Source organism: Diaphorobacter sp. LR2014-1, assembly GCF_002916785.1.
Classification (GTDB): domain Bacteria; phylum Pseudomonadota; class Gammaproteobacteria; order Burkholderiales; family Burkholderiaceae_C; genus Diaphorobacter; species Diaphorobacter nitroreducens.
On the sequence record NZ_MTBE01000017.1, the window covers coordinates 1 to 22,815 of the forward strand.

The following is a 22,815-nucleotide window of genomic DNA, read 5'->3' on the forward strand; positions in this document are numbered from 1 at the left end:
CTGGTAGAAATCTTTCGAACCTACTTCAATTATTGCGAGGTCGGCGAAGACGGGAAGACTCCCGCCATGCGGCTCGGATTGGCGAAGGGACCAATTACGGCGGAGGACATCATCTATTACCAACCGCCTTTGCCACCGCGCCGGAGGGCACCGCCCAAACCTGCAGAGCCCAAGCCGCTGCCGCCAGGCGTCTGGCCGGCTGAACTGTTCGACGTCCGAAAAGAAGAACCCCTCCTCACCTTGCGGCGGGAGGGGTCTGAAACGAACCGAGCTGCTGGCTTAGCAACTCCTAGCGAGAACGGCTAGACAATTGGCACCCATGTTTTTCACTATTCCCACCATCATGACTTGGACGCGCATTGTCGCGATACCCTTGATCGTGGGAGTGTTCTATGCGCCGCTGGACCCTGCGATGCGCAACCTCATCGCCACGGTGATGTTCATCGTTTTTGCGGCCACCGATTGGCTCGATGGGTTTCTTGCACGCAAGCTCAACCAGACCTCCGCGTTCGGGGCGTTTCTGGATCCCGTGGCTGACAAGTTCTTGGTATGTGCGTCGCTATTGGTACTCGTGCATATGCAACGTGCCGATGTGTTCGTGGCACTCATCATCATCGGCCGCGAAATCGCTATCAGTGCCTTGCGGGAATGGATGGCGCAGATCGGGGCGAGCAAGAGTGTGGCCGTGCACATGATCGGCAAGCTCAAGACCACGGTGCAGATGATTGCCATTCCTTTCCTGTTGTATGACGGGCAGTTGTTTGGCGTCATTGACACGGGTGTGTGGGGTACCTGGCTGATCTGGGGCGCCGCAGTGCTGACGGTGTGGTCCATGGTTTATTACCTGCAAAAAGCACTGCCAGAAATTCGAGCGAGAGTCCGTTAAGTTTCTTGCTACTGCTGGGAGAGCCTTGTGTCAAAAGGGTTCATTGCTATATATGACATAGCAAGGCAATCCGCGCCCACATGGAGACGGCTGGTGGCGGCAACTCGGCACCGCAGGGCGAAAGTGCTTGTCAATACGGAATGCGCCTAGCGCGCAAGGTCGAAACAAAAGCGGTGCTCGAATCCGGGACGGGGATCAAATACGACTAGAATTCGCTCCCATGCTGTCGCCCACGCGGTACGTCTTATTGACACCCTACAGTGCGATGGCTTTAATCTGACACAGCAATTTCTGACGCTGCTTCAGTTCCCTCCGCCTCTGCCTTTCGGACCGCTTCCGTTGCAGGGGGCGCGGAGGCCAGATTTGCATAAAGACATTCATCCACTCTTTTCCCGAGAGGCTTCTTGTGAATAAAACCGAATTGATTGAGCACATCGCCAACAACGCTGATATCTCCAAGGCTGCAGCTGCGCGCGCACTGGAGTCCACGATCGAAGCGGTTAAGAAGACTCTCAAGAAGGGCGGCACGGTGTCGCTCGTCGGTTTCGGCACATTCGCCGTCGGCAAGCGCGCTGCGCGCACTGGTCGTAATCCCCGCACGGGCGCTACGATTAAAATCAAGGCTGCTAAAGTTCCAAAGTTCCGTCCAGGCAAAGCACTGAAAGATGCTTTGAACTGATTGTGAAATATGGGGGGTGCTTAGCTCAGTTGGTAGAGCGGCGCCCTTACAAGGCGTAGGTCAGCGGTTCGACCCCGTTAGCACCCACCACCCCATTCAAAGGCGAACGCAAGTTCGCCTTTTCTTTTGCAGCTGTTGAAAGATTGACCATGTTCGAATCCATCCGCAAGCACTCCAAGATCGTCATGTTCTTGTTGTTCTTGCTGATCATCCCGTCGTTCATCCTCGTGGGTATCGACAGCAACTATTTCAGCGGAGGAAGCCCGGTGGTAGCGCGGGTCGATGGCAAGGACATCACCCAAGCCGACTGGGACAACGCTCACCGTATGGAGAGTGATCGAATCCGCGCTCAGTCGCCAGGTATCGACGCCAAGCTGCTGGATTCACCGCAGGCACGCTATGCCACGTTGGAGCGGCTGGTGCGTGACCGCGTGCTGCAAGTCGCGGCGCAGGACATGCACATGCTGACCAGCGATGCGCGGTTGGCACGCGAGCTGCAGAGCATTCCGCAGATAGCGGCGTTGAAACGAGCTGACGGCACGCTGGATGCCGAAGCCTATCGCGCCCTGGCTGGTGCGCAGGGACTCACCCCTGAGGGGCTTGAAGCACGCATCCGGCAGGACTTGTCGGTCAACCAGGTCATGGGCGGTGTAATGGGTTCGGCATTCAGCGGCCCGGCGGAAGCACGTTTGGCACTGGATGCACTGTTCCAGCGCCGTGAAATCCAAATCGCTCGTTTCAATGCTTCGGCGTTTGTGTCCAAGGTCGTGGTGACGGATTCCGACCTGGAGGCCTATTACACCGCCCATCCTGCGAAATTCCAGCAGGCTGAACAAGCGTCAGTGGAGTATGTGGTGCTTGACCTTGATGCTGTGAAAGCGGGAATCACGCTCAGCGAAGATGACCTGCGCACCTATTACAAGGAAAACCTGAATCGCCTCGCGGGCAAGGAGGAGCGCCGCGCAAGTCACATACTGATCAACGCCAGCAAGGACGCCCCTGCGGATGCGCGCACCCAGGCCAAGGCCAAGGCGGAGGAACTGCTCGCGCAGGTACGCAAAGCGCCGGGCAGCTTCGCGGAGATTGCCAAAAAGGAGTCGCAGGACCCGGGCTCAGCACCGTCCGGCGGTGACCTCGGTTTTTTTGGCCGGGGAGCCATGGTCAAACCCTTTGAAGACGCCGTTTTTTCCATGAAGAAGGGGGAGATTAGCGACGTAGTGGAAACCGACTTCGGCTTCCACATCATCCTGCTTTCCGATATCAAGACTCCGCGCCAGCCCAGTTTCGAGGAGCTGCGCCCCTCGCTCGAGGCAGAACTCAAGCAGCAGCAGGCTCAACGCAAGTTCGCAGAAGTGGCCGAGGCGTTTGCCAATGGTGTGTATGAACAGGCGGACAGCCTGCAGCCCGTTGCCGACAAGCTCAAGCTCAAGATTCAGACGGCCGACGGGGTTACCCGTACTCCGGCTGCCGGCGGCGCGGGGCCGCTTGCCAACGCACGCTTCCTGGAGGCGCTGTTCCAGTCGGACTCGCTGCAGAACAAGCGCAATACCGAGGCCATCGAGATCGGTACAAGTGTGCTGGCAGCCGGCCGCGTTACGGCATACCAGCCCGCCATGACGCTGCCGCTGGACAAGGCGCGCGACCAGGTGCGCGCGATCTATATCGCCGAGAAGTCCGCTGAACTTGCGCGGCAGGAAGGCCAAGCCAAACTGACCGCTTGGAAGGCCGCGCCGGATGCAGCCTCCGGGTTGACTGCTGCGTTGACGGTGTCGCGGGACCGGCTGCAGGATCAGCCTCGTTCCGTGGTGGATGCCGCCTTGCGTGCCAATGTGGACCAACTCCCGGCCTGGACAGGTGTGGACCTTGGTGCGCAGGGCTATGCCGTGGTGAAAATCAACCGCGTCGTTCCCCGGGACGGTGTGGACGACGCTCGTGCGCGTATGGAGCGAGAGCAATACTTGCAATCGTGGGCGTCGGCCGAGGCGCTAGCGTATTACGATTTGCTCAAGCAGCGTTTCAAGGTCCAGATCAAGGCCCCCCGACCGGTGGCCCAGGCAGAGCTACAAAACTAAGCCGGTTACCTCAGAGGGTAGATTTATCAGGCTATAATTCAAGGCTACGGTGGCTGTAGCTCAGTTGGTAGAGTCCAGGATTGTGATTCCTGTCGTCGTGGGTTCGAGTCCCATCAGCCACCCCAAATAACAAAGGCCCCCGCAGCGCAAGCTGCGGGGGCCTTTTGCATTCAACAAGGTTGGTGTGACCGGTGGCCTGACTGAAGAGGCACTTCCGAACAGCATACGGATCGTGCCGGAAGCCGTTCGCCTGCATACGGTTTTGTCCGACGGAGTGCCAAGTGCAAAGGCACTACAACCAGCACAAAGGATGCCCCATGCCAGCAACCCCCGCCCCTCAACCGGTCCCGCCCGTCCCGCCAAATCCCGGCGAGGTGCCGCCGCGACCTATTCCCATTGATCCGCCCGACAATACGCCGCCCATCGAACTGCCCGGTGACCCTATGCAAGAACCAAGCTAGTGGAGCCTGCAGGTGGTTTAACCCGGTAAGTTGGCTGGTATTTCCTCGTTGGGCTGCCGCGGTGGCGAGGTCGGTGGTGGGGCCGGTGGCAGATCACCGGGCGGGCGCGGTAAGTCGTCTGGCACAGTGTGCAGCGGGTGTTCTGTCGGGTCGTGGGGCGTCATGGCGTGAATTCTGGGAAGGGACGGGGGTACCAAAGGTTGCTCTGCACAGTCGCACCGCACACTATCCTCCCGCCCCTTGAGGCAGATAAGCTGGCATGCGTTGGTGGGGCTCCCGAGGCTTCTTGAGCGGTGTCACACGTGGAATGGGCCCCGCAGGGTCGAGGATCAACCGCGAAGGTATACCCGCAGTTGCGGGAGCCAGCTCGGCTTCCAGCCGTGCAATGCGCTGCCGGTACATCCGTGCCAGTGCAGCATGGTGTTCGGCAGCGTTTTCGTGTTCGAATGCCGCCATTCGCGCTTCATTCAGGCTGGTCTCGAGACGGCGGGCATACATGGCAGCGGGATCAAAGAGGCGCTTGAGCATGGTCTTCTCCTGTGAAGGGGTAGCAAGACCATAGAGCGCGCAACGCGCTGTAGAGTGTCGGACGGCGTCCCGCATTTCCGCCCGACAGTGGCACCTCGGCCGTAGAAAGATGTCTTCGCAGGATGCCGAGGCACAGCCGAAGTGAGGTGGCCTGCCCGGAGGGACTCGAACCCCCGACCTATTGCTTAGAAGGCAATTGCTCTATCCGGTTGAGCTACGGGCAGATGATGCAGGTATGCGGTGCGCGCGGTGATGTGCGCGCTCGGAGTGCAGGATCATACAGGCGCCCGGAGCGCTTCCGCGCCAGCCTGCGCAGCCCATGAAATAGAAGACGGCATGCGGGTGCTTTGTATGATGCCAAATATGCCTTTAGCGCTTATCCAGCAAGCGCAAGCAGCTATCATTTAAAGAGTGGCCGCAGTCTGGCGTGCTCTTCAGTCCATCTCCTCAAACACCAGCGATGGAGGTGCCATGACCCGTGCCACATCGCCGAGCTGGCCGATGACATGGTTGGCGAAATAGCTGTTCTGCGTATCGGGCTCCAGCGCTGCCACGGCCAGATTGGCCAAGGGCTGGTTGAGAGACACGTAATAGCTGCCCCCCGGCACGTCGATGGCGCTGCGCATGGGGGTCACGGTGGCGCGGATGATCGGGCGGGCGCCAGGGATGGCTCCGCGCACGTCCTCTCGCTCGGAGCTCTCCCGGCTGGTTTCCTCATAGATGTCGGCCAGTACGGAGCCCGCCTCGGCGACGTGCATCACCTGGATGCCCAGCAGCTTCAGGCGCTCCACTGCATCCGTTGCGCCGCTTGCCAACCAATAACCGCAGGGACGGTGGCGTTTTTTGACCGGCTTGAGTTGCAGCGAGGAATTCCAATCCACGCGCAGGGTCCGGTCTGCGCCGGTCTGTGGGTCCAGCATGACCAGGTCGCGCTGGCCAGGGGTTTGCGTGGCTTCCACCACGATCTCGCCGCGGCATGCCTGGGAGGCAATGTCCCGCGCTTCATAGGAGCGCACCTGCTCCAAGTCGGCGGCGCGGTCCACGGTGCTGCGCAGTGCACTGGTGAGGGCCGTCACCTGCGAGTGCACGCGCCGCTGGATGTGGGTGCGGCCAATGCCCACGCCGCGCGTTTCCACGAGCATGCTGACGGCGTTCTTCAGACCATTCACGTTGCGGCCGGTATCGGGTTGCGTCCCTCCCATGGACAGGCGAAGGTCTTCGGCGCGGGTCGAGGTGGTGTAGTACCACTCCTGGCTCAGGCCTTCCGCTTCCAGGGCCCTGATCATGGGGTGGTGGAACCATTCCAGAGCTGCCTTGGTCATGAATTCCGGCAGGTTAGCCGTCGTTGCGTGCTGCAGCAGCACGTCGTAGCGTTGGATGGCATGGAATTTCTCGAGGAACCGTCCGGTGACGGTGTATTCATGCGCATCGAAAATGGCGATCGGGCGATAGTTGCGCACCAGTTTGGCGAGTGCCTGGGCCTCCGGAGTTTGCAAAAGCAGGTGGTCCCGGTTCATGTCGATGCCGTTGGACGTGGCTCGTGTGCCGGCCTCGGCTCCGTCGGGATTCGCGCGGGGAACGACGATCACGTTGATGCGCTCCAGCATGGGCTCCAGCAGACCCTGTGCCAGTTCGCGCGCCAGTACGAGCAATGCCTCGCTGCCGGCGGGTTCGTCGCCATGTTGCTGCCCAAGCAGCAGCACCGTGGGGCGGCGGCTGGCGTCCAGCGCGGCCACGTTGGTGCCAGCCGCGCGGGTCAGCACCAGGCCGTGCAAGGGTGTGCCGCGCTGCGATACCCCCAGGTCCAGCATTTGCACACGGGTCGTGCCGCGCTGCGCCGTGGCCAGATTACGCAGCCATTGGGTGAGTTCAGCGTTGGTGGTGAAAGCCTGGCGCCCCTCGGCGAGCCCCGGCGTTTCGTACCGCACGGAAGGCGCGGGAAAGCGTGCCGCGACAGCCGCGCTGTAGGGGAGCGCGGTGGAGGCCGGCTCGGTGGCCGGGGCGACGGGCGTTACCGTGACTGGGCTGGGCACGACTTCGCCACGCTGCACTGTTCCCAGCGGCGGCGGTACGGCGCGGGACGTTTGCGGACCAGTGGGCGCGGGGGGGGAGGACTGCGCGGGCCACGGAGGCAGGGGCGTGCTGGAGCAGGCGGACAGCAGGAATGCGCCCAGCAGCGCGGTAGCGCGGTGCCGTGCAGCGATTGCGGCGATTGGCAGCGCGTATGGGTGGGAGAGCAGATTCTTCGGCGTCATGGTGGGCGTGGCGGAAGTGGTGCTGGGGCGGATGTTACCCGGCAGCTTTGATGTCCTGCGCGTGCGGCGGGGTGGTTGGCTCAGGGGCCATGGAAAAAAGCCCGGCTGTGCCGGGCTTTCTGTTGTCGTGAAGGTCTCAGCGGCCGAAGCCGCCGCCGCGTGGGCCGCGGCCACCACCGCCGCCGCCGTTGCCACGGCCGAAGCCGCCCCGACGCCCGCGGTCCGCCATGCTGTCCACGCTGGTGCGCATGGGGTCCGGCTGGCTGGCACGGCCGCTGCCATGGCGTGGGCCGATGCCAATGTTGCCGAGCTGCGTGCCCAGGTGGGCGTTCTCGCTGCGAGGCTGGCTGTCGTCGAAACGGCGATTTCCGCCATTACCGCCGCCATTGCCTGCACCAGCGGGACCGCCGCGGCGGCGGCCACCGGCCGTGTTCTGCGGACGTTGCTGATCACGTGGACCGGCAGGACGGCCCGCATTGCCTGCGTTGCCGCCGCGGCCCCCGCTGCCGTTCTGACCCCCGGCGCGCTGCTGGCCTTCGCCCTGGCCACCGCCTTGGCGCGAACCGCGCTGGCCGCCAGTGGCCGCCTTGTTGGTGCGGATGCGCTCCATCATCTCCTGGCGTGCCGCCTTGGCCGCTGCCTGCATGACTTCGCGGCTGGGCGGCTTGCCCGCGCCGCCCCAGATGGTCTGGCGGCCCATGGCGATGGGCTCGGCCTTCTCTCCCTCGTCCGGGCCAAAGCCGTCGATCACCTGCACGGGGATTTCCTGCTTGGTGAAGCGCTCGATCTCCATCATGAAACCTTCCTCGTCCATGCAGACGAGGCTCACGGCATGGCCCTCGCGGCCGGCGCGGCCCGTGCGGCCGATGCGGTGCACGTAGTCCTCGGGCACGTTGGGGATTTCGTAGTTCACGACGTGCGGCAGGTCGTCGATGTCGATGCCGCGTGCCGCGATGTCGGTAGCCACCAGGGCGCGGATCTGGCCCGTCTTGAAGCCCTCCAGCGCCTGGGTGCGGGCGCTCTGGCTCTTGTTGCCATGCAGCGCCATGGCCGAAACGCCGTTCTTGGTCAGGTACTCGGCCACGTTGTTGGCGCCGAACTTGGTGCGCGTGAACACCAGCACCTGGCTCCAGTCGTGTTCCTGGATGATGTGCAGCAGCACCTGCTTCTTCTTGCCGCGCCCCACGGGGTGGATCACCTGGCTGATGCGTTGCACCGTGGTGTTGCGCGGGGTGACCTGGATGCTCTGCGGGTTCTTGAGCAGTGAGTTGGCCAGTTCACGGATGTCGTCGCTGAACGTGGCCGAGAACAGCAGGCTTTGCTTGGACTGGGGCAGCAGCGCCAGCACCTTCTTCACGTCGTGGATGAAGCCCATGTCGAGCATGCGGTCGGCTTCGTCCAGCACCAGGATCTCGACGGTGGACAGGTCCATGAAGCCTTGCTGCTGCAGGTCCAGCAGGCGGCCAGGGGTGGCCACCAGCACGTCCACGCCGCGCTTGATGCGTTCGATCTGGGGGTTCATACCGACGCCGCCGAAGATCACGGTGGAGTTCAGATCCAGGTATTTGCCGTAGCCGCGCACGGATTCTTCGACCTGCGCTGCCAGCTCCCGCGTGGGCGTGAGCACCAGGGCGCGCACACCCTTGCCGCCAAACTGGCTGCGTGGGGCTTGGCCTTCGGCCAGGCGGTGCAGCATGGGCAGCGTGAACGCGGCGGTCTTGCCGGTGCCGGTCTGTGCGCCGGCGAGGAGGTCGTGTCCAGCGAGGACGGCCGGGATGGCCTGGGCCTGGATAGGGGTCGGGTTGTCGTAGCCTTGTTCTTGCACGGCCCGCAAAATGGCCGGCGCCAGCTTCAGTTCTTCAAATGTCATGTAATTGGATGCGCCCATCCGGGGCGCTGGGTATCGGCCTGTCGCAGGCGACTTTACGGGCCGCCGAGCCAGTTTGTTAGGCAGATGATTGCAAGGGTGGGAGCCCGGAAAATTCTTCCTTCGTCCCCAGCTTGTCTAGGCTGATGCCGTGGGCAACTGGAGCCCAAGACGGGGTCTATTGTCGCATGCGCCGATAATCCGCGTTTGTGCCCAAAAAATTTTGGCGCCTTCTTCTGCCCGTTTCCTGAATAAATCCATGGCCCAATACGTTTTCTCGATGAACCACGTCACCAAGACCGTGCCGCCCAAGCGGCAGATCTTGAAGGACATTTCCCTTAGCTTCTTTCCGGGCGCCAAGATCGGCGTGCTGGGCCTGAACGGCTCCGGCAAGTCCTCTTTGCTCAAGATCATGGCGGGCGTGGACAAGGAATTCGAAGGCGAGGCACTGCCCATGCCCGGGCTGTCGATCGGCTACCTGCCCCAGGAGCCCCAACTCAATCCCGAGCACACCGTGCGCCAGGCCGTGGAAGAAGCCATGGCCGAGGTGAACAACGCCAAAGCCCGCCTGGAAGAGGTATACGCTGCCTACGCGGAAGAGAATGCCGACTTTGACGCGCTGGCCAAAGAACAGGGTGAATTGGAGGCCATCATCGCCGCGGCCGGTACCGATTCCGAACACCAGTTGGAAATTGCGGCCGACGCGCTGCGTCTGCCGGCGTGGGATGCGGTGATTGGCAAGCTATCGGGTGGCGAAAAGCGTCGCGTGGCCCTGTGCAAGCTGCTGCTGTCCAAGCCCGACATGCTGCTGCTGGACGAACCCACCAACCACTTGGACGCCGAATCCGTGGACTGGCTGGAGCAATTCCTGCACCGCTTCAGCGGTACCGTGGTGGCGATCACCCACGACCGCTACTTCCTGGACAACGCCGCTGAGTGGATTCTGGAACTGGACCGAGGCCACGGCATCCCCTACAAGGGCAACTACTCTGACTGGCTGATCCAGAAGGGCAACCGTCTGGAAGCCGAGCAAAAAGGCGAGGAGGCTCGCGCCAAGGCTTTGAAGAAGGAACTGGAGTGGGTGCGCCAGAACGCCAAGGGCCGCCAGGCCAAGTCCAAGGCGCGTATTGCCCGCTTCGAAGAGCTGAGCGATTACGAATACCAGCGCCGCAACGAAACGCAGGAGATCTTCATTCCTGTAGCGGATCGCCTGGGCTCTAAGGTCATCGAATTCAAGAATGTCTCCAAGGCCTTTGGTGACCGCCTGCTGATCGACAACCTGAGCATGAACATCCCTGCCGGCGCCATCGTCGGCATCATCGGCCCGAACGGTGCCGGCAAGTCGACCCTGTTCAAGCTGATCGCGGGCAAGGAGCAACCTGATTCCGGTACCGTGGAAATCGGTCAGACCGTGAAGATGGCCTTTGTCGATCAGCACCGCGACGCACTGGCCGATGACAAGACCGTGTGGGAGGACATCTCCGGCGGGCTGGACATCATCAACGTGGGCAAGTTCCAAATGGCGTCGCGCGCCTATGCCGGGCGCTTCAACTTCAACGGCCAGGACCAGCAGAAGAAGGTGGGCAACCTGTCCGGGGGCGAGCGCGGCCGCCTGCACCTGGCCAAGACGCTGATCCAGGGCGGCAACGTGCTGCTGCTGGACGAACCGTCCAACGACCTGGACGTGGAAACCCTGCGTGCGCTGGAAGACGCGTTGCTGGAATACGCTGGTACCGTGCTGGTCATCAGCCACGATCGTTGGTTCCTCGACCGTATCGCGACGCACATCCTGGCCGCCGAGGGCGACAGCCAATGGGTATTCTTTGACGGCAATTACCAAGAATACGAAGCTGATAAGAAAAAACGATTGGGTGAAGAGGGTGCGAAACCGAAGCGTATGCGCTACAAGGCCCTCAAATAAGCACTTACAGGTAGTAGCATCGGGCGGACCGCCGCCCATTCTTCGTCCGTCCCCACCATGTCCCTTTCCGCGTCCCGCGCCCGTACGGTTTTTCGCGCCTGCGTTGTCAACGCCGTCAGGGACAGCGAGGCCCTGATGGAGGCGCTGGTGACTGGTACGCGCGAAGCGCTCACGGCGCAGGAATCCTCCACCCGCGACCTTCACAAGCGCACCCAGATCAGCGATGCCTTGCGCCTGCTCAAGCAGCACGAGGCGTCGTTGCCCAAGGCCTACCCCATGGCCTTGCTGGAGATTTTTGCCGAAGGCCCCTCGGCCGCGAAGACGAGGGCCGGGCAGCCCGGCGGAATGGACCTGGGCGAGCTCGCCCTCATGGACGATGCCGACGTGCTGGTCCAGGTGGAGTTGTCGCGGGCGCAGCAGATCGCCGCTCTGGCGACAGAGGCAACGCTGGCGGAACTCAACACGCTCGTCAGTTCGGCGCAGGGCCTGCACAGCGTGCAACCCGAAAGCAACCCTTTTCGCCCCGAGAACTACATCCGCGCGCTGCAGCAAGTGGTGAGCGATACCGGTGTAAGCGGGGAAGTGCGGCAGCTGTGGATGAGCCAGATGCGCGAACTGCTGGGCATGCAACTGGTAAGCGCCTATGAGCGCGCCGCCCAGAGCCTGCGCGAGCATGGCGTCGAGCCCGTGGGCTACGCGGTGGCGGGAGCCCCGGGTGTGCGTAGCAGTCATGGTGGTGGATATGCCCACAGTTCCCAGATGGGCGTGGGCTACGCGCCCTCGGCCTATGGTGCGCCGGCCAGCGAATATGGTGCCGCGAGCGCCTATGGCCAAGGTTACGGGGCAGGTTGGGGAGGCGCCTCGGGCAACGTGGCCTTGGCGCCGCAGGCCGAAGAAGCGCTGCTGACGGTGGGTATCCTGCGCCAGATGCTGGCCGGTGGTGGTGACCCTTTCGCCTACGATGCACGCGGCGGCTATGCGGCAGCTACTCCGGCCAACGCGTACGTCACGCCGGCCGCGGTGGAAGCAATGGAAGACATTGCGCAGCTGGAACGCATCGTGGGCCGTCTGTCGGGGGGGGCTGCGGTCCCGGTGACGGGCTGGAACGGCACCTCTGCACATGCGCCGGTGGCGGCATCCCCCACGCGGACGGCGCATGAGGTCGTGAGCCGCATGATGGACAACATTGCGCAGGATTCGCGGCTGCTGCCCCCCATGCAGCGTGCCGTGCAAAGCCTGGAGCCCGCGCTGAAGGAGTTGGTGCAGCACGACACGCGGTTCTTCACGGATGAGCAGCACCCCGCCCGGCGCCTGCTGGACGAGTTGACCCAGCGCAGCCTGGCATTCAACGCCGAGGATGGGCCCGCGTTCAGCCGCTTCATGCGGCTGGTGAACGAAGCCGTAGGCCACCTGGCTTCCATTGAGATCCGGGATGCCGCACCGTTCGCCCAAGTGCTCAAGGCGCTGGAAAAGGCCTGGACCGCGCAGGAGCGTCGACAGCTTGAGCGCCATGAAGCGCAGCAGCGCGAACTGCTCCAGCGGGAGCAGCGGGAATTGCTGGCCGAGAAGATTGCCGCCGACTTCCGCCGCCTGCCCGATGCGGACAAGGTGCCGGCCGACCTGCTGGCCTTCGTGACCGGCCCGTGGGCGGACGTGGTGGCGCAGGCGCAAAGCAGCCAGCCCCAGGAAACCGGCGGAGATCCCGGAGGCTATTTGGCGTTGGTGCCGCTGCTGCTGTGCTGCGCGCAGCCCGAGCAGTTGCGCTCGGACCCGGAGCGCCTGGGCCAGGCCATTGCCGACATGGTGCCGGTGTTGGTGCGTGGGCTGGAGAGCATTGACCACCCGATCGAGCGTATTGCCGAAGTGACGCAGCGCTTAGCGCAGCTTCAGGGTGAAGCGCTGAACTACGCAGCGGCGAGCGTCTTTGGCGACACGCCGGCGGAAGAGGTCAGCCCCGAAACCCGCGCTGACGATGTGCTGTCCTCCGATACGGCCGCCGCGGCGGACCCGTCGATGGCCGGAGCAGTGGCTCAGCCCGCATTGCGCATCGGCCAGTGGGTGGAAATCATCACCAACCAGCGTGCGGTGCGAACCCAGCTCACCTGGTGCAGCCCGCACAACACGCTGTTTTTGTTCACCGGAGCCGACGCGAGCACGCAGTCCATGACGCGGCGCATGATCGACAAACTGTCCTCTGACGGGGCATTCCGCCTGATTTCCGACCAGCCGGTGGTGGACCGCGCTTTGCGCGCCGTGCGCACCAAGCCTGCCAAGCTGCGCTAGGGCGCTCCGCAGGTCGCGGGGACTGCCGTTCAGCCTGCCGCGCGTGGCAGGCGCCGGCGCACCAGTTGGATGTGGTTGCGCAGGGCGTAGAGCTCGTCGGCATAGGACAGTGGCACGCTCACTTTTTCCACCTGCGCCTCCATGCGGTCCAGCCGTTCGCGCAGCGCGTCGGGGGTGGCCTCTCCTCGTTCCATGTCGTCTTCTATGTCGCGCAGATGCCCATACCAGCGGAACACGCGCGAGCGCACGCGGAACTGGTACAGCGGCGGCACCACGCGCGACAGCGGCAGCATGATGGCAATCAAGATACCCAGTACCAGCCACATGCGCTCGACGAGGTTGGCGATCCAGAATGGCAGATAGCGCTGCATCAGCGGCGCCGGTTCGTTGATGGCGCGCTCGCCCTCCTTGGCAATGGGCAGTTCCGCGTGCCGGGTGCTGGGGAATTCGCGCGCACGGTTGAACCAGCCCGCATTGCCATGGATGCCCTGCGCGCTCTGGGCAAATAATTGCAGCAGGGCAGGGTGGGTACCTTCACGCGCCAGCAGGGATGTGGTGGATGCCACCAACCGTACGTCGCGCGGAGGTACGTTGGCCGCCAGGTCCACCACGCCGCGTGGCAGCACTACCGGCGTGAGGAACGGAAAACGGCGGCTGTAGGCCTCGTTCTGCGGGAAGTGCATGAGCTGCACGCCGGGCGTTTGCAGCAGCATCTGCACCATCAATGACTCGGGGGCGGAGGCGAACACCAGGGCGTCCAGCCGCCCCGCCAGGAACGCCACCGTGGCGGGCGTCTGCTCCAGACGCGTGAGCGTCAGGGCATCCAGCGGAATGTGGTTGGCGTCCAGCAGGCGCTCCATGAGCGTTGGTACGCCGCTGCCGGGCGAGCCGACGTTCACGCGCAGCCCGCGCAGCTGATGCAGCCCCTCCAGCCGGGCCGATCGGTGGATGCGGCGCGCCACATCGCCGCGGTAGAACAGCCAAATGGGCTCCACGAAGAGGCTGCCCAGCGAGACCAGCTCATCACTGTCCTCGGGACGCAACTCACCCGTGCCACCTTGCACGAAGGCGAGGTCGGCGTGGCCATCGCGCAGCAGCTGCAGGTTGGATGACGAACCATCGCTGGGCAGCAAGACCACGTTGATCCCGCTTGCCGCCAGTGCGTCACGATAGCGCTGGCCGAAGGCCTCGTAGGCGCTCTGCGCGGGGCCGGTGGCCAGCGTCACCGTGCGCGGCGGCGTGGGGTTGAGCCACCAATAGGCCAGTAGCACCAGGCCCGCGCCCAGTAGCGCCAGCGGCCCGGCAGACACCAACAGGTCGCGCAGCGACAGCAGCGCCATGCGCAGGCGGCGTGACATCTGTCCCATGGTTAGCTCCCGGCAGCCAGATCGGCATGGCACGGAAGTGCCAGGCCCTCGGCCGTGCGCAGGGTGCGCGCGGCGAGCACGGCGCGCACGGTGGCGCGGGCCACCGCCTCGGCCGCCATCGTGGCCAACACCATCATGCCGGGGTGGTGCGGCACGTGGCCCGTCGCCAGCGTGAACAGCGTATCTCCGTCGCTCATGGTGTGCACGGGGTTGATGCTGCGGGCCAGGCCGTCGTGGCCGGCAACGGCCAGTCGCTGAGCCTGAACCTTGGTCAGCCGCGCGTCGGTGGCGATCACGCCGATCGTGGTGTTGCTGCCGGCCAGCAGGGGATGAGGGGGCTCGCCGCGCAGCAGCGCGTGCCGTGTATCGCGCAGCGTCAGCCCGTCGGCAGCGCGGGCGCCCGCCAGTGGGCGCCCGGTGTCCGGGTCGACCACGTCGCCCACGGCGTTGCAGGCAATGAGCGCACCCACCGTGACGCCCGCGACGGTGACCGAGGCTGTGCCCACGCCGCCCTTCATGGCGTGCTGCAGGCCGAACATCTTGCCCACCACGGCGCCAGCGCCGGCGCCTACGTTGCCCTCGGCTGGCGGCTCGCGTGTGGCGGCGGCGCAGGCCGCATAGCCGGCCGCCGCATCGGGTCGCACTTTCATGTCGCCCACGTGCAGGTCGAACAGCACGGCCGCTGGCACCAATGGCAGGCGGCCCACGCCCACGTCCAGCCCTACGCCCTGCTCCTCCAGCCAGCGCACGGCCCCCGTGGCGGCCTCCAGCCCCCAGGCGCTGCCACCCGCTAGCATGATGGCGTGCACCTGCTCCACCAGGTTGCCCGGGGCCAGCAGGTCGGTCTCGCGCGTACCGGGGGCGGCGCCGCGCACATCCACGCCTGCCACGGCACCCTCGCGCGCAATCACCACGCTGCAGCCGGTGGGGCGGCGTGGGTCGGTGAAGTGGCCGACCTCGATGCCGGCAACGTCGGTGATGGCGCCGCAGGCGCTGTGCAGGGAGCAAGCTTGCATGGGCGCCGATTATGGTGCCGCGCCGGCACCTGTCCCCGCGTCTTGCGGGGTGCTCTCAAAGCCGGGTGCGGCGCAGCCGCAGGGCATTCGTGATCACCGAGGCCGAGCTCAGGCTCATGGCCAGCGCCGCGATCATCGGCGACAGCAGCCAGCCCGTGAACGGGTAGAGCAGGCCGGCGGCCAGCGGCACGCCCAGCGCGTTGTAGACGAAGGCAAAGCCCAGGTTTTGGCGCATGTTGGCCACCGTGGCCTGCGACAGTGCGCGCGCCGTGGCGATGCCGCGCAGGTCGCCCTTGACCAGGGTGAGCTGGGCGCTGTTCATGGCCACGTCCGTCCCGGTTCCCATGGCGATGCCCACGTCGGCGCGCGCCAGTGCCGGCGCGTCGTTGATGCCGTCGCCGGCCATGGCCACGGTGCGTCCCTCGGCCTGCAGGCGTTCGACCAGGGCCAGCTTATCGGCGGGCAATACCTCGCCGTGCACCTCGTCGATGCCCAGGCGCCGTCCCACGGCACCTGCCGTGGTCAGCCCGTCGCCGGTGGCCATGATGATGCGCAGGCCGGCCGCATGCAGGGCGGCCAGCGCGTCGGGCGTGCTGGCCTTGATGGGGTCGGAGACAGCCAGCAGGCCCGCCAGTTGCCCATCCACGGCCAGGAACATCACACTGGCGCCTTCGCCGCGCAATGCCTCGGCGGTCTGCGCCAGCGGTCCCGTATTCACGTTGGACTGCTGCATCAGCACCGTGTTACCCAGCGCCAAGGTGCGGCCCGCGATCCGGCCGCGCACGCCGATGCCCGAGGCCGAGTCGAACTGTTCGGCCGCGTCCAGCGCCAGCCCCTGCTGGCGTGCCGCGGCGACGATGGCCGCCGCTAGCGGATGCTCGCTGCCCTGGTCCAGGCTGGCGGCCAGGCGCAGCACCTCCGCCTCGCCCCAGCCGGGCGCGGCCACGGTGCGCTCAAAGCGCGGCCGGCCCTCGGTCAGGGTGCCGGTCTTGTCCACGATCAACGTGTCCACGCGGCACATATGCTCGATGGCGGCCGCATCGCGGAACAGCACGCCCTGCGTGGCGCCGCGCCCCGTGGCCACCATGATGGACATCGGCGTAGCCAGGCCCAGCGCGCAGGGGCAGGCGATGATGAGAACCGCCACAGCGTTGATCAGGCCGTAGACCCACCTGGGCTCGGGCCCGAACAGGCCCCAGCCCAGCAGCGTGAGCACCGACACGCCGACCACGGCCAATACGAACCAGCCCGCAACGCGGTCGGCCATGCGCTGCATGGGCGCGCGCGACCGCTGGGCCTGCGCCACCAGTTGCACGATCTGCGACAGCATCGTGGCCGCACCCACGAGTTCGGAGCGCATGACCAGCGCCCCGCTGGTGTTGAGCGTGGCGCCGATCAGCTTGTCGCCCGTGCGCTTGCTCACTGGCAGCGGCTCGCCCGTGAGCATGGACTCGTCCACGGCGCTGCTGCCTTCGACGACCACGCCGTCCACCGGCACCTTCTCGCCGGGACGCACGCGCAGCAGGTCGCCCTCATGCACGTGGGCCAACGGCACGTCCTCCTCGCTGCCGTCGGCGGCGATGCGGCGCGCAGTCTTGGGCGCCAGGCCCAGTAGCGACTGGATGGCGGCCGAGGTCTGTGATCGCGCCTTGAGCTCCAGCATCTGGCCCAGCAACGTCAGCGAAATGATGACCGCGGCCGCCTCGAAGTACACGCCCACGCGGCCCATGGACTGGAACGAGGCCGGGAACACGCCCGGCGCCACGGTGGCCACCACGCTGTAGAGGAAGGCCGCGCCCGTGCCCAGACTGATCAGAGTCCACATGTTGGGGCTGCGCTGCACCACGGATTGCCAGCCGCGCACGAAGAACGGCGCGCCGGCCCACAGCACGATGGGCAGCGTCAGCACCAGCTCCACCCCGCTTTGCGTGGCCATGCCGACCCAACCCAGCCGGTGCCCGGCCATGGCCAGCGTGGTGACGACCATGGTGAGCGGCAGCGTCCACCAGAAGCGGCGCGAGAAGTCGCGCAGTTCGGGGTTGTCATCGGCCGCGTCCAGGCTGGGCAGTACCGGCTCCAGCGCCATGCCGCACTTGGGGCAGTGGCCGGGGCCGCTCTGTCGCACCTGCGGGTGCATGGGGCAGGTGTAGACCGTGTCGGCGGTTGGTGGGGCGGGTGGAGCGGCCGATGGCCGGGGCACTTGGGGGCTGTGGTGCCGGTGCTGCCCGTGTGGGGCAGCCGCGGGCGGCGTGCTGTGGGAATGCATGAGGGCTCCTTGGTGCGGCAAGGGGCCGGGCAACTGCCGCCCGGTCCGTGGGGCGTCAGCGCAATGGTTCGATATGGGTGACGACGAATACGCTCTTCACCCGTTCGGCCCGAAAGCGCACCTTGTCGCCGGGCTTGAAGGTGGCCGCCTGTGCCGGGTCGCGCAACGTGAACACCATGGTCATGGGCGGCATGGCAAGGTTCTTGAGCTCGCCGTGGCGCAGCGTGATCTTGCCGCTGCGTGCATCCCAACGCGTGACTTCACCCTCGCTGAGATCCTGCGTGCTGTCGCCGGACGCGGCGGGCGTTTCGGTGTGATGGGCGTCGTGGTCCGAGCCCTGGGCATGTGCCCAGCTGCCGGGCAGGCCCAGCAGTGCCAGAGCGGCCACGGGTGCGAGGGCGATGCGCGGCGCGCGCGCAGGCAGGGTGTGCGATGGCATGGCGTGGCCTTTCATGGTGTGCATCAACGGTAGCTGGTGAATACGCGCGTGGAGACGTCGCTGTTCACCAGGTTCTTGGTGACCAGCAGCACGTCGTACGGGTCCTTGCGGCCGTTGTACTCGGGCCCGTCCATGCCGGGGCTGCCCACCGGCATGCCCGGGACGGTGAGGCCCAGGGCCTTGGGTTTGTCCTTGAGCAGCTTGCGCACGTCGGCAGCGGGTACATGGCCTTCGAGCAGGTAGCCGCCCACCAGCGCGGTGTGGCATGAGCCCAGGCGCGTGGGCAGGCCGAGCTTGGCGCGTACGGCGGCGTTGCCCGTTTCGTGCACGGTGACCGTGAAGCCGTTGGCCTGCATGTGGGTCACCCAATCCTTGCAGCAGCCGCAGTTGGGGTCTTTCCAGACCTCCACGGCAGTCTGCGGGGCGGCGGCACGGGCCAGGGCGGGCAGGGCAGCGCCGGCCAAGCCGCCGGCGAGGGCCGTCATCCATTGGCGGCGGGTGGGTTGCGTGATTCGCATGGTGGACTCCTGATGATGCGGGTGGTGGTGTTGTTCAGGGCGTGACGGTGAAGGTGCCGCGCATGCCTGCTTCGTAGTGGCCGGGGATCAGGCAGGCGAAGTCGAAGCGGCCGGGCCGGTTGAAGTGCCAGACCAGGTCTTCCTTGGCGCGCGGGGCCACGTGGGCCATGTGGGGTTCGGCATGCTCCATGTCGGGGTACTGGCGCATCATGGCCGCATGCTGGTCCAGCGTGCCCTGTGTGCCCAGCACCACCTCATGCATGACCTGGCCCTTGTTCTCCACGCGCAGGCGCACGGTCTCGCCTTGCTTGACGGTGAAGTGCGAGGGGGTAAAGCGCATGTCGTCCGTCATGCGCAAGGTGATGGTGCGCTTTGCGCCCTTGACCTCTCCCGCAATCCCCCATTCTTGCTGCTGGGGTGCGACGGCAGGGTGGCTGTTGTGCATGTTCTCATGGCCAAAACTGGCTGTAGCGCCCGCCAGTAAAGCGCAAGCAGCTATGAATTTGATAGATTTCATGGGTTTCTCCGAGAGTTCAATGGTGTTCGTGGCTGGCGCCCGGTTTGCGCACGCTGGGGGCGCCGGGGGCCCGGCCGGGCGGGGTCTGCCGCGGGGCTGTGGCGTCCAAGGGCGCACCGGCCCATTCGTGCGCCACCGTGCCCGCCGGGTGCTGGTACCAGCCCGGGTCGCGCCAGTCCTGGGCGGCCAGGCCCTGGCGGACCTTCAGGGTCGTGAACATGCCGCCCATCTCCAGCGGGCCGAAGGGGCCGGTGCCGGTCATCATGGGATAGGTGTTGTCGGGCAGCGGCATTTCCATCGCGCCCATGTCGGCCATGCCGCGCTCGCCCATGACCATGTAGTCGGGAATGATCTTCTGGATCTTCCCGACCAGGCCGCGATGGTCCACGCCGATCATGGTGGGCACGCCGTGGCCCATGGCGCCCATGGTGTGGTGGCTCTTGTGGCAGTGCAGCGCCCAGTCGCCGGGCTCGTCGGCGATGAACTCCAGCTGCCGCATCTGGCCCACGGCCACGTCGGTGGTCACCTCGGGCCAGCGCGCGGCCTTCGGGGTCGGCCCGCCGTCGGTGCCCGTGATCTCGAACTCATGCCCATGGACGTGGATGGGGTGGTTGGTCATGGTCAGGTTGCCCACGCGGATGCGCACGCGGTCGCCCTGTCGTGCCACCAGCGGGTCGATGGCGGGGAACACCCGGCTGTTGAAGGTCCAGATGTTGAAGTCGGTCATGGTGTTGACCTTGGGCGTGAGGCTGCCCGGCTCCACGTCGTAGGCGCTGAGCAGGAAGGCGTAGTCACGTTGCACCTGAGCGATCAGGGGGTGGCGCGCCTTCGGGTGCGTGATCCACAGGCCCATCATGCCCATGGCCAGCTGCACCATTTCGTCCGCATGCGGGTGGTACATGAAGGTGCCGGGGCGGCGCGCCGTGAACTCGTACACGAAGGTCTTGCCCGCGGGGATGTGCGGCTGGGTAAGCCCGGCCACGCCGTCCATGCCGCTCGGCAAGCGCTGGCCGTGCCAGTGCACGCTGGTGTGCTCGGGCAGGCGGTTGGTGACGAAGATGCGCACGCGGTCGCCTTCCACCACCTCGATGGTCGGGCCCGGGCTCTGGCCGTTGTAGCCCCACATGTTGACCATGAAGCCGGGCGCCACCTCGCGCACTACCGGCTCGGCCACCAGGTGGAATTCCTTGACGCCGGCGTTCATGCGCCATGGCAGCGTCCAGCCGTTGAGCGTGACCACGGGCTGGTAGGGCCGGCCGCTGGACGGGGTTAGCGGCGCGGCCGTGTCGGCAGAGGATTGCGAGGGCGCCTCGGGCAGCGCGGCCAAGGCCACGCGGCTCACCGATGCGGCGGAGGCGGCGACCACGGCCGTGGCGGCGCCGGAGAAGAAGTGGCGGCGCTGCATGTCAGTGGCCTTCCGAAGGGGCGTTGGAGGTGGTGGGAGCGGACGGCAGGCCGGTGGGCGCGCCGGGCGATGTGCCCGTGAGAGCCAGTTGCAGGTCGGTCTGGGCGAGCCAGAAGTCGCGCTGCGCCTCGGTGGCGGCAGCCACGGCCTGGCTGGCGCGGCGCGCCTCGGCCAGCAGCTCCCACACGCTGATGAACATGCCGTTGTAGCGCAGCACGGCCTCGTCCTGCATGAAACGCGCCAGCGGCAAAGCCTCGGCCTGCTGCTGGTGCGCCAGGTCCCAGGCGGTGCGGTAGCGCAGCCAGTGGCTGCGTGCCTCGCTGCGCGCGCGGATGGCGGCATCCTGCAGTTGCGCGGCGCTGTGCTGCAACTCGGCCCGCGCGCGGCCCGTGGCAGCTCCGCCCCAGTCGAACAGCGGCAGAGGCAGCTCTACCTCCCAGCCGCGTGTGGTCTCGCGGTGGCCGGAGGCGCGCTCGGTGGCAGTGTTGCGGCTGTAGCTCAGGCCGATGTCGCCGAACACGGATCCAACACCGGCCCAGCCGCTGCGGTCGGCGGTGGTGTCCAGGTCGCGGCGCAGCGCGCGCAGGTCCAGCCGCTCGCGCAGGGCCGTGGCTTCGGCGTCGTCGCCGCCGCGCAGTGCATCCGCCGCGGGCAAGGCAGGGAGCGCATCGGGCAGCGTGAAGTCGGCCTGCGCACCCCACAGCCCCATCAGCCGCGCCAGTTGCTCGCGCTCCAGCGCGGCATGCAGCCGCGCGCGGGCCAGCTGTGCTGCCGCGTCCTGTGTGATGGCGATTTCGCGTGCCTGCTGCAGCCGGCTGAAGTTGCCCACGCGCGCCATGCGCCGCGCCAGCTCGCCGCCGGCCTCGGCCGCCTCGTGCATGCGTTCGCGCGCGGCCAGCACCTGCCGGGCGGCCACGGCGCGCAGCCAGGCGCGGCGTGTGTCCGCGGCCAGGCGCAGCACGTCCTGTGCGGCGGCCAGCGTGGCCTGCTCCATCTGCCAGCCTTGCCAACGCGTACGCCAGGGCAGGGTGATCACGTTGACCAGGCTGAAGCCGAGCTGGCGCTCGATCTCGCGCTCATGCCCGCTGGTGAATCGCCCCAGCGTCAGCGTGGGGTTGAACAGGGTCAGCGCCTGTGCGCGCTGCGCATCCTGCGCGGCCAGATTGGCCAGGCGGGCCTGCAGCGCGGGGCTGTTCAAGAGCGCCACGCGCACGGCAGTGTCCGCATCCACGGGAAGGCGCAGCCATTCGGTGATCTGGGCCTGCGCGTCGCTGCGGCTTTGCGCATCGGGCGCGGGCAGTTGCGCGCCGTCGGGCAGGCGGGGCTGGACATGGCTTTGCACGTCGCCGCGCAGCCCATCGGGGGCGACGCTGGCGCAGCCGGCCAACACCAGTGCAGCGGCCAGCGCAGCCAGGGCGAGCGGAGGGCGCCTCATGGCCGGCCTCCGTGGTGGTGTTTCGGGGTGGGCATGCCAGGGCTGGGCGGCGCGGCGCGTGCCTGCTCGGCTTCCCAACGCACGATGTCGGAGTGGCCACCGGGAAAGGCGCCCACGGCGGTGTTGGCGGCCTTCCAGCCGATGTCGGCCTCAGCCACGTCGCCGCTGGGGAGCAGGGGCTGGTGGTGCAAGGGCAGACTGGGGGCCTGTGCCGAGTCGGCGGTGGCGGTCTGCGATGGGGCGGCAGGAACATTGTCAACCTGCGCCCAGGTCGGCGGTGCGATGCCGGCCAGGGCCGCCAGGGCCATCATGGCCGCAGGGCTGGTGGGGTGCGCGAAGCGCATGGGAGTCTCCCGTCAAACATGACAAAACCGCGTCCGCGACACTCGGCTGCGGCCCCGTCGAGGGACATGCAGCCGATTGCGGACGCACTTCGGGCGTCAGTGCTCAGGAGATGGGTGGCTTGATGGCTTGCGCAGCCGTGGCGCTGGCAAAGTGGGTGCCAGGGTGCGGTTGCAACCTGCTGTCGTGCCGTCCATGAAAGGCGGGCGCCCAGACCGGCGCGTAGAAGGCCGAATGGCAGGCGCCGCAGGCCGAACAGCCGGCGGGGTGTTCCGCGTGGACCGCCCCGCCGGTATCGCAGCAGTGCGGCTGTGCTGATGCGCTGGCATGGTCGCCGTCATGACCACCGTGGTCGTGCGTGTCGCTTGCCATAGCGTGGTGGGTAGCAGCTGCCGCAATGGTGGGCTGCGCGGGCGTGGCCGGTGCAACGCCCATGGCCATGGCGTCGCCCAGCAGGCCCCGCAGGACCAGCAGCAGACCCAGGATCATGGCAACGGCGTGGCGCATGCAGCGAATGATACCGGCGCGGTGCAGGAAGTTCCCGCCAGAGCGAGCGCC

19 protein-coding genes and 3 tRNA genes are annotated in these 22,815 nt (G+C 66.2%); 8 read left to right on the top strand and 14 right to left on the bottom strand.

All coding sequences use genetic code 11. From position 1 onward, the window contains the following. The 6 genes from BV908_RS22635 to BV908_RS12640 form a co-directional block, all read left to right on the top strand. Positions 1–306, top strand: a 306-nt coding sequence (locus BV908_RS22635) for a hypothetical protein (RefSeq protein ID WP_210434001.1), incomplete at its 5' end; no start/stop codon positions are given. 13 nt (positions 307–319) lie between these two features. Next, positions 320–886 (top strand): CDP-diacylglycerol--glycerol-3-phosphate 3-phosphatidyltransferase, encoded by a 567-nt coding sequence (gene pgsA, locus BV908_RS12620; protein WP_041836028.1) that lies wholly within the window; start codon positions 320–322, stop codon positions 884–886. A gap of 406 nt (positions 887–1,292) precedes the next feature. Then, on the top strand, positions 1,293–1,565 hold the full coding sequence (locus BV908_RS12625) for an HU family DNA-binding protein (protein WP_011805814.1): 273 nt from the start codon (positions 1,293–1,295) through the stop codon (positions 1,563–1,565). Between the two features lie 14 nt (positions 1,566–1,579). Then, positions 1,580–1,655, top strand: a tRNA-Val gene (locus BV908_RS12630). 59 nt (positions 1,656–1,714) lie between these two features. After that, entirely contained in the window at positions 1,715–3,637 is a 1,923-nt protein-coding gene (locus tag BV908_RS12635) for a SurA N-terminal domain-containing protein (RefSeq protein WP_103738342.1), read from the top strand. A 49-nt stretch (positions 3,638–3,686) separates the two neighbouring features. After that, a tRNA-His gene (locus BV908_RS12640) sits at positions 3,687–3,762 on the top strand. Between the two features lie 561 nt (positions 3,763–4,323). On the opposite strand, the gene BV908_RS12645 is transcribed toward BV908_RS12640, so the two are convergent. The 4 genes from BV908_RS12645 to BV908_RS12660 all read right to left on the bottom strand — a co-directional run bounded on the left by BV908_RS12645 (position 4,324) and on the right by BV908_RS12660 (position 8,751). Beyond that, complete coding sequence (locus tag BV908_RS12645; protein WP_088887115.1) at positions 4,324–4,626, bottom strand: hypothetical protein; 303 nt, start codon at positions 4,624–4,626, stop codon at positions 4,324–4,326. A gap of 147 nt (positions 4,627–4,773) precedes the next feature. Next, a tRNA-Arg gene (locus BV908_RS12650) sits at positions 4,774–4,850 on the bottom strand. 210 nt (positions 4,851–5,060) lie between these two features. Further along, on the bottom strand, positions 5,061–6,881 hold the full coding sequence (locus BV908_RS12655; RefSeq protein WP_011805805.1) for a M14 family zinc carboxypeptidase: 1,821 nt from the start codon (positions 6,879–6,881) through the stop codon (positions 5,061–5,063). Positions 6,882–7,017: 136 nt separating this feature from the next. After that, positions 7,018–8,751, bottom strand: coding sequence for a DEAD/DEAH box helicase (locus tag BV908_RS12660; protein WP_011805804.1), 1,734 nt, complete (start codon positions 8,749–8,751; stop codon positions 7,018–7,020). Positions 8,752–9,007: 256 nt separating this feature from the next. Here BV908_RS12660 and ettA point away from each other — a divergent pair, with 256 nt between their 5' ends. Continuing rightward, positions 9,008–10,669: an energy-dependent translational throttle protein EttA gene (gene ettA / locus BV908_RS12665; RefSeq protein WP_015912846.1), complete on the top strand. Its 1,662-nt coding sequence runs from the start codon at positions 9,008–9,010 to the stop codon at positions 10,667–10,669. Between the two features lie 57 nt (positions 10,670–10,726). Continuing rightward, positions 10,727–12,952, top strand: coding sequence for a DUF1631 family protein (locus tag BV908_RS12670; protein ID WP_103738343.1), 2,226 nt, complete (start codon positions 10,727–10,729; stop codon positions 12,950–12,952). A gap of 29 nt (positions 12,953–12,981) precedes the next feature. Here the strand turns inward: BV908_RS12670 and BV908_RS12675 are convergent, their stop codons facing one another. The 10 genes from BV908_RS12675 to BV908_RS12720 form a co-directional block, all read right to left on the bottom strand. Then, a complete protein-coding gene (locus tag BV908_RS12675; protein WP_047351132.1) occupies positions 12,982–14,319 on the bottom strand; it encodes a TAXI family TRAP transporter solute-binding subunit in 1,338 nt (445 codons plus the stop codon). A 2-nt stretch (positions 14,320–14,321) separates the two neighbouring features. Continuing rightward, positions 14,322–15,335: a P1 family peptidase gene (locus BV908_RS12680; protein ID WP_103738344.1), complete on the bottom strand. Its 1,014-nt coding sequence runs from the start codon at positions 15,333–15,335 to the stop codon at positions 14,322–14,324. A 55-nt stretch (positions 15,336–15,390) separates the two neighbouring features. Beyond that, positions 15,391–17,601, bottom strand: a complete 2,211-nt coding sequence (locus tag BV908_RS12685; protein ID WP_103738345.1) for a copper-translocating P-type ATPase — start codon at positions 17,599–17,601, stop codon at positions 15,391–15,393. A 55-nt stretch (positions 17,602–17,656) separates the two neighbouring features. After that, on the bottom strand, positions 17,657–18,040 hold the full coding sequence (locus tag BV908_RS12690) for a copper-binding protein (protein ID WP_246867507.1): 384 nt from the start codon (positions 18,038–18,040) through the stop codon (positions 17,657–17,659). 23 nt (positions 18,041–18,063) lie between these two features. After that, complete coding sequence (locus tag BV908_RS12695; protein WP_210434027.1) at positions 18,064–18,525, bottom strand: DUF411 domain-containing protein; 462 nt, start codon at positions 18,523–18,525, stop codon at positions 18,064–18,066. Positions 18,526–18,592: 67 nt separating this feature from the next. Further along, positions 18,593–19,075: a cupredoxin family protein gene (locus BV908_RS12700; protein ID WP_011805796.1), complete on the bottom strand. Its 483-nt coding sequence runs from the start codon at positions 19,073–19,075 to the stop codon at positions 18,593–18,595. A 16-nt stretch (positions 19,076–19,091) separates the two neighbouring features. Continuing rightward, positions 19,092–20,480: a copper oxidase gene (locus tag BV908_RS12705; protein WP_103738348.1), complete on the bottom strand. Its 1,389-nt coding sequence runs from the start codon at positions 20,478–20,480 to the stop codon at positions 19,092–19,094. Between the two features lies 1 nt (position 20,481). Beyond that, entirely contained in the window at positions 20,482–21,915 is a 1,434-nt protein-coding gene (locus BV908_RS12710) for a TolC family protein (protein ID WP_103738349.1), read from the bottom strand. Continuing rightward, positions 21,912–22,259, bottom strand: a complete 348-nt coding sequence (locus BV908_RS12715; RefSeq protein WP_103738350.1) for a hypothetical protein — start codon at positions 22,257–22,259, stop codon at positions 21,912–21,914. Before BV908_RS12715 ends, BV908_RS12710 begins: the two co-directional genes overlap by 4 nt. A gap of 103 nt (positions 22,260–22,362) precedes the next feature. Continuing rightward, positions 22,363–22,764: a hypothetical protein gene (locus tag BV908_RS12720; protein WP_015912855.1), complete on the bottom strand. Its 402-nt coding sequence runs from the start codon at positions 22,762–22,764 to the stop codon at positions 22,363–22,365. Positions 22,765–22,815 lie beyond the last annotated feature (51 nt).

Coding starts and splice junctions, on each gene's coding strand:
- pgsA (WP_041836028.1), top strand. CDS start 320: ATGTTTTTCACTATTCCCACCATCATGACTTGGACGCGCATTGTCGCG.
- BV908_RS12635 (WP_103738342.1), top strand. CDS start 1,715: ATGTTCGAATCCATCCGCAAGCACTCCAAGATCGTCATGTTCTTGTTG.
- BV908_RS12645 (WP_088887115.1), bottom strand. CDS start 4,626: ATGCTCAAGCGCCTCTTTGATCCCGCTGCCATGTATGCCCGCCGTCTC.
- BV908_RS12655 (WP_011805805.1), bottom strand. CDS start 6,881: ATGACGCCGAAGAATCTGCTCTCCCACCCATACGCGCTGCCAATCGCC.
- BV908_RS12660 (WP_011805804.1), bottom strand. CDS start 8,751: ATGACATTTGAAGAACTGAAGCTGGCGCCGGCCATTTTGCGGGCCGTG.
- ettA (WP_015912846.1), top strand. CDS start 9,008: ATGGCCCAATACGTTTTCTCGATGAACCACGTCACCAAGACCGTGCCG.
- BV908_RS12670 (WP_103738343.1), top strand. CDS start 10,727: ATGTCCCTTTCCGCGTCCCGCGCCCGTACGGTTTTTCGCGCCTGCGTT.
- BV908_RS12675 (WP_047351132.1), bottom strand. CDS start 14,319: ATGGGACAGATGTCACGCCGCCTGCGCATGGCGCTGCTGTCGCTGCGC.
- BV908_RS12680 (WP_103738344.1), bottom strand. CDS start 15,335: ATGCAAGCTTGCTCCCTGCACAGCGCCTGCGGCGCCATCACCGACGTT.
- BV908_RS12685 (WP_103738345.1), bottom strand. CDS start 17,601: ATGCATTCCCACAGCACGCCGCCCGCGGCTGCCCCACACGGGCAGCAC.
- BV908_RS12690 (WP_246867507.1), bottom strand. CDS start 18,040: ATGCCATCGCACACCCTGCCTGCGCGCGCGCCGCGCATCGCCCTCGCA.
- BV908_RS12695 (WP_210434027.1), bottom strand. CDS start 18,525: ATGACGGCCCTCGCCGGCGGCTTGGCCGGCGCTGCCCTGCCCGCCCTG.
- BV908_RS12700 (WP_011805796.1), bottom strand. CDS start 19,075: ATGAAATCTATCAAATTCATAGCTGCTTGCGCTTTACTGGCGGGCGCT.
- BV908_RS12705 (WP_103738348.1), bottom strand. CDS start 20,480: ATGCAGCGCCGCCACTTCTTCTCCGGCGCCGCCACGGCCGTGGTCGCC.
- BV908_RS12710 (WP_103738349.1), bottom strand. CDS start 21,915: ATGAGGCGCCCTCCGCTCGCCCTGGCTGCGCTGGCCGCTGCACTGGTG.
- BV908_RS12715 (WP_103738350.1), bottom strand. CDS start 22,259: ATGCGCTTCGCGCACCCCACCAGCCCTGCGGCCATGATGGCCCTGGCG.
- BV908_RS12720 (WP_015912855.1), bottom strand. CDS start 22,764: ATGCGCCACGCCGTTGCCATGATCCTGGGTCTGCTGCTGGTCCTGCGG.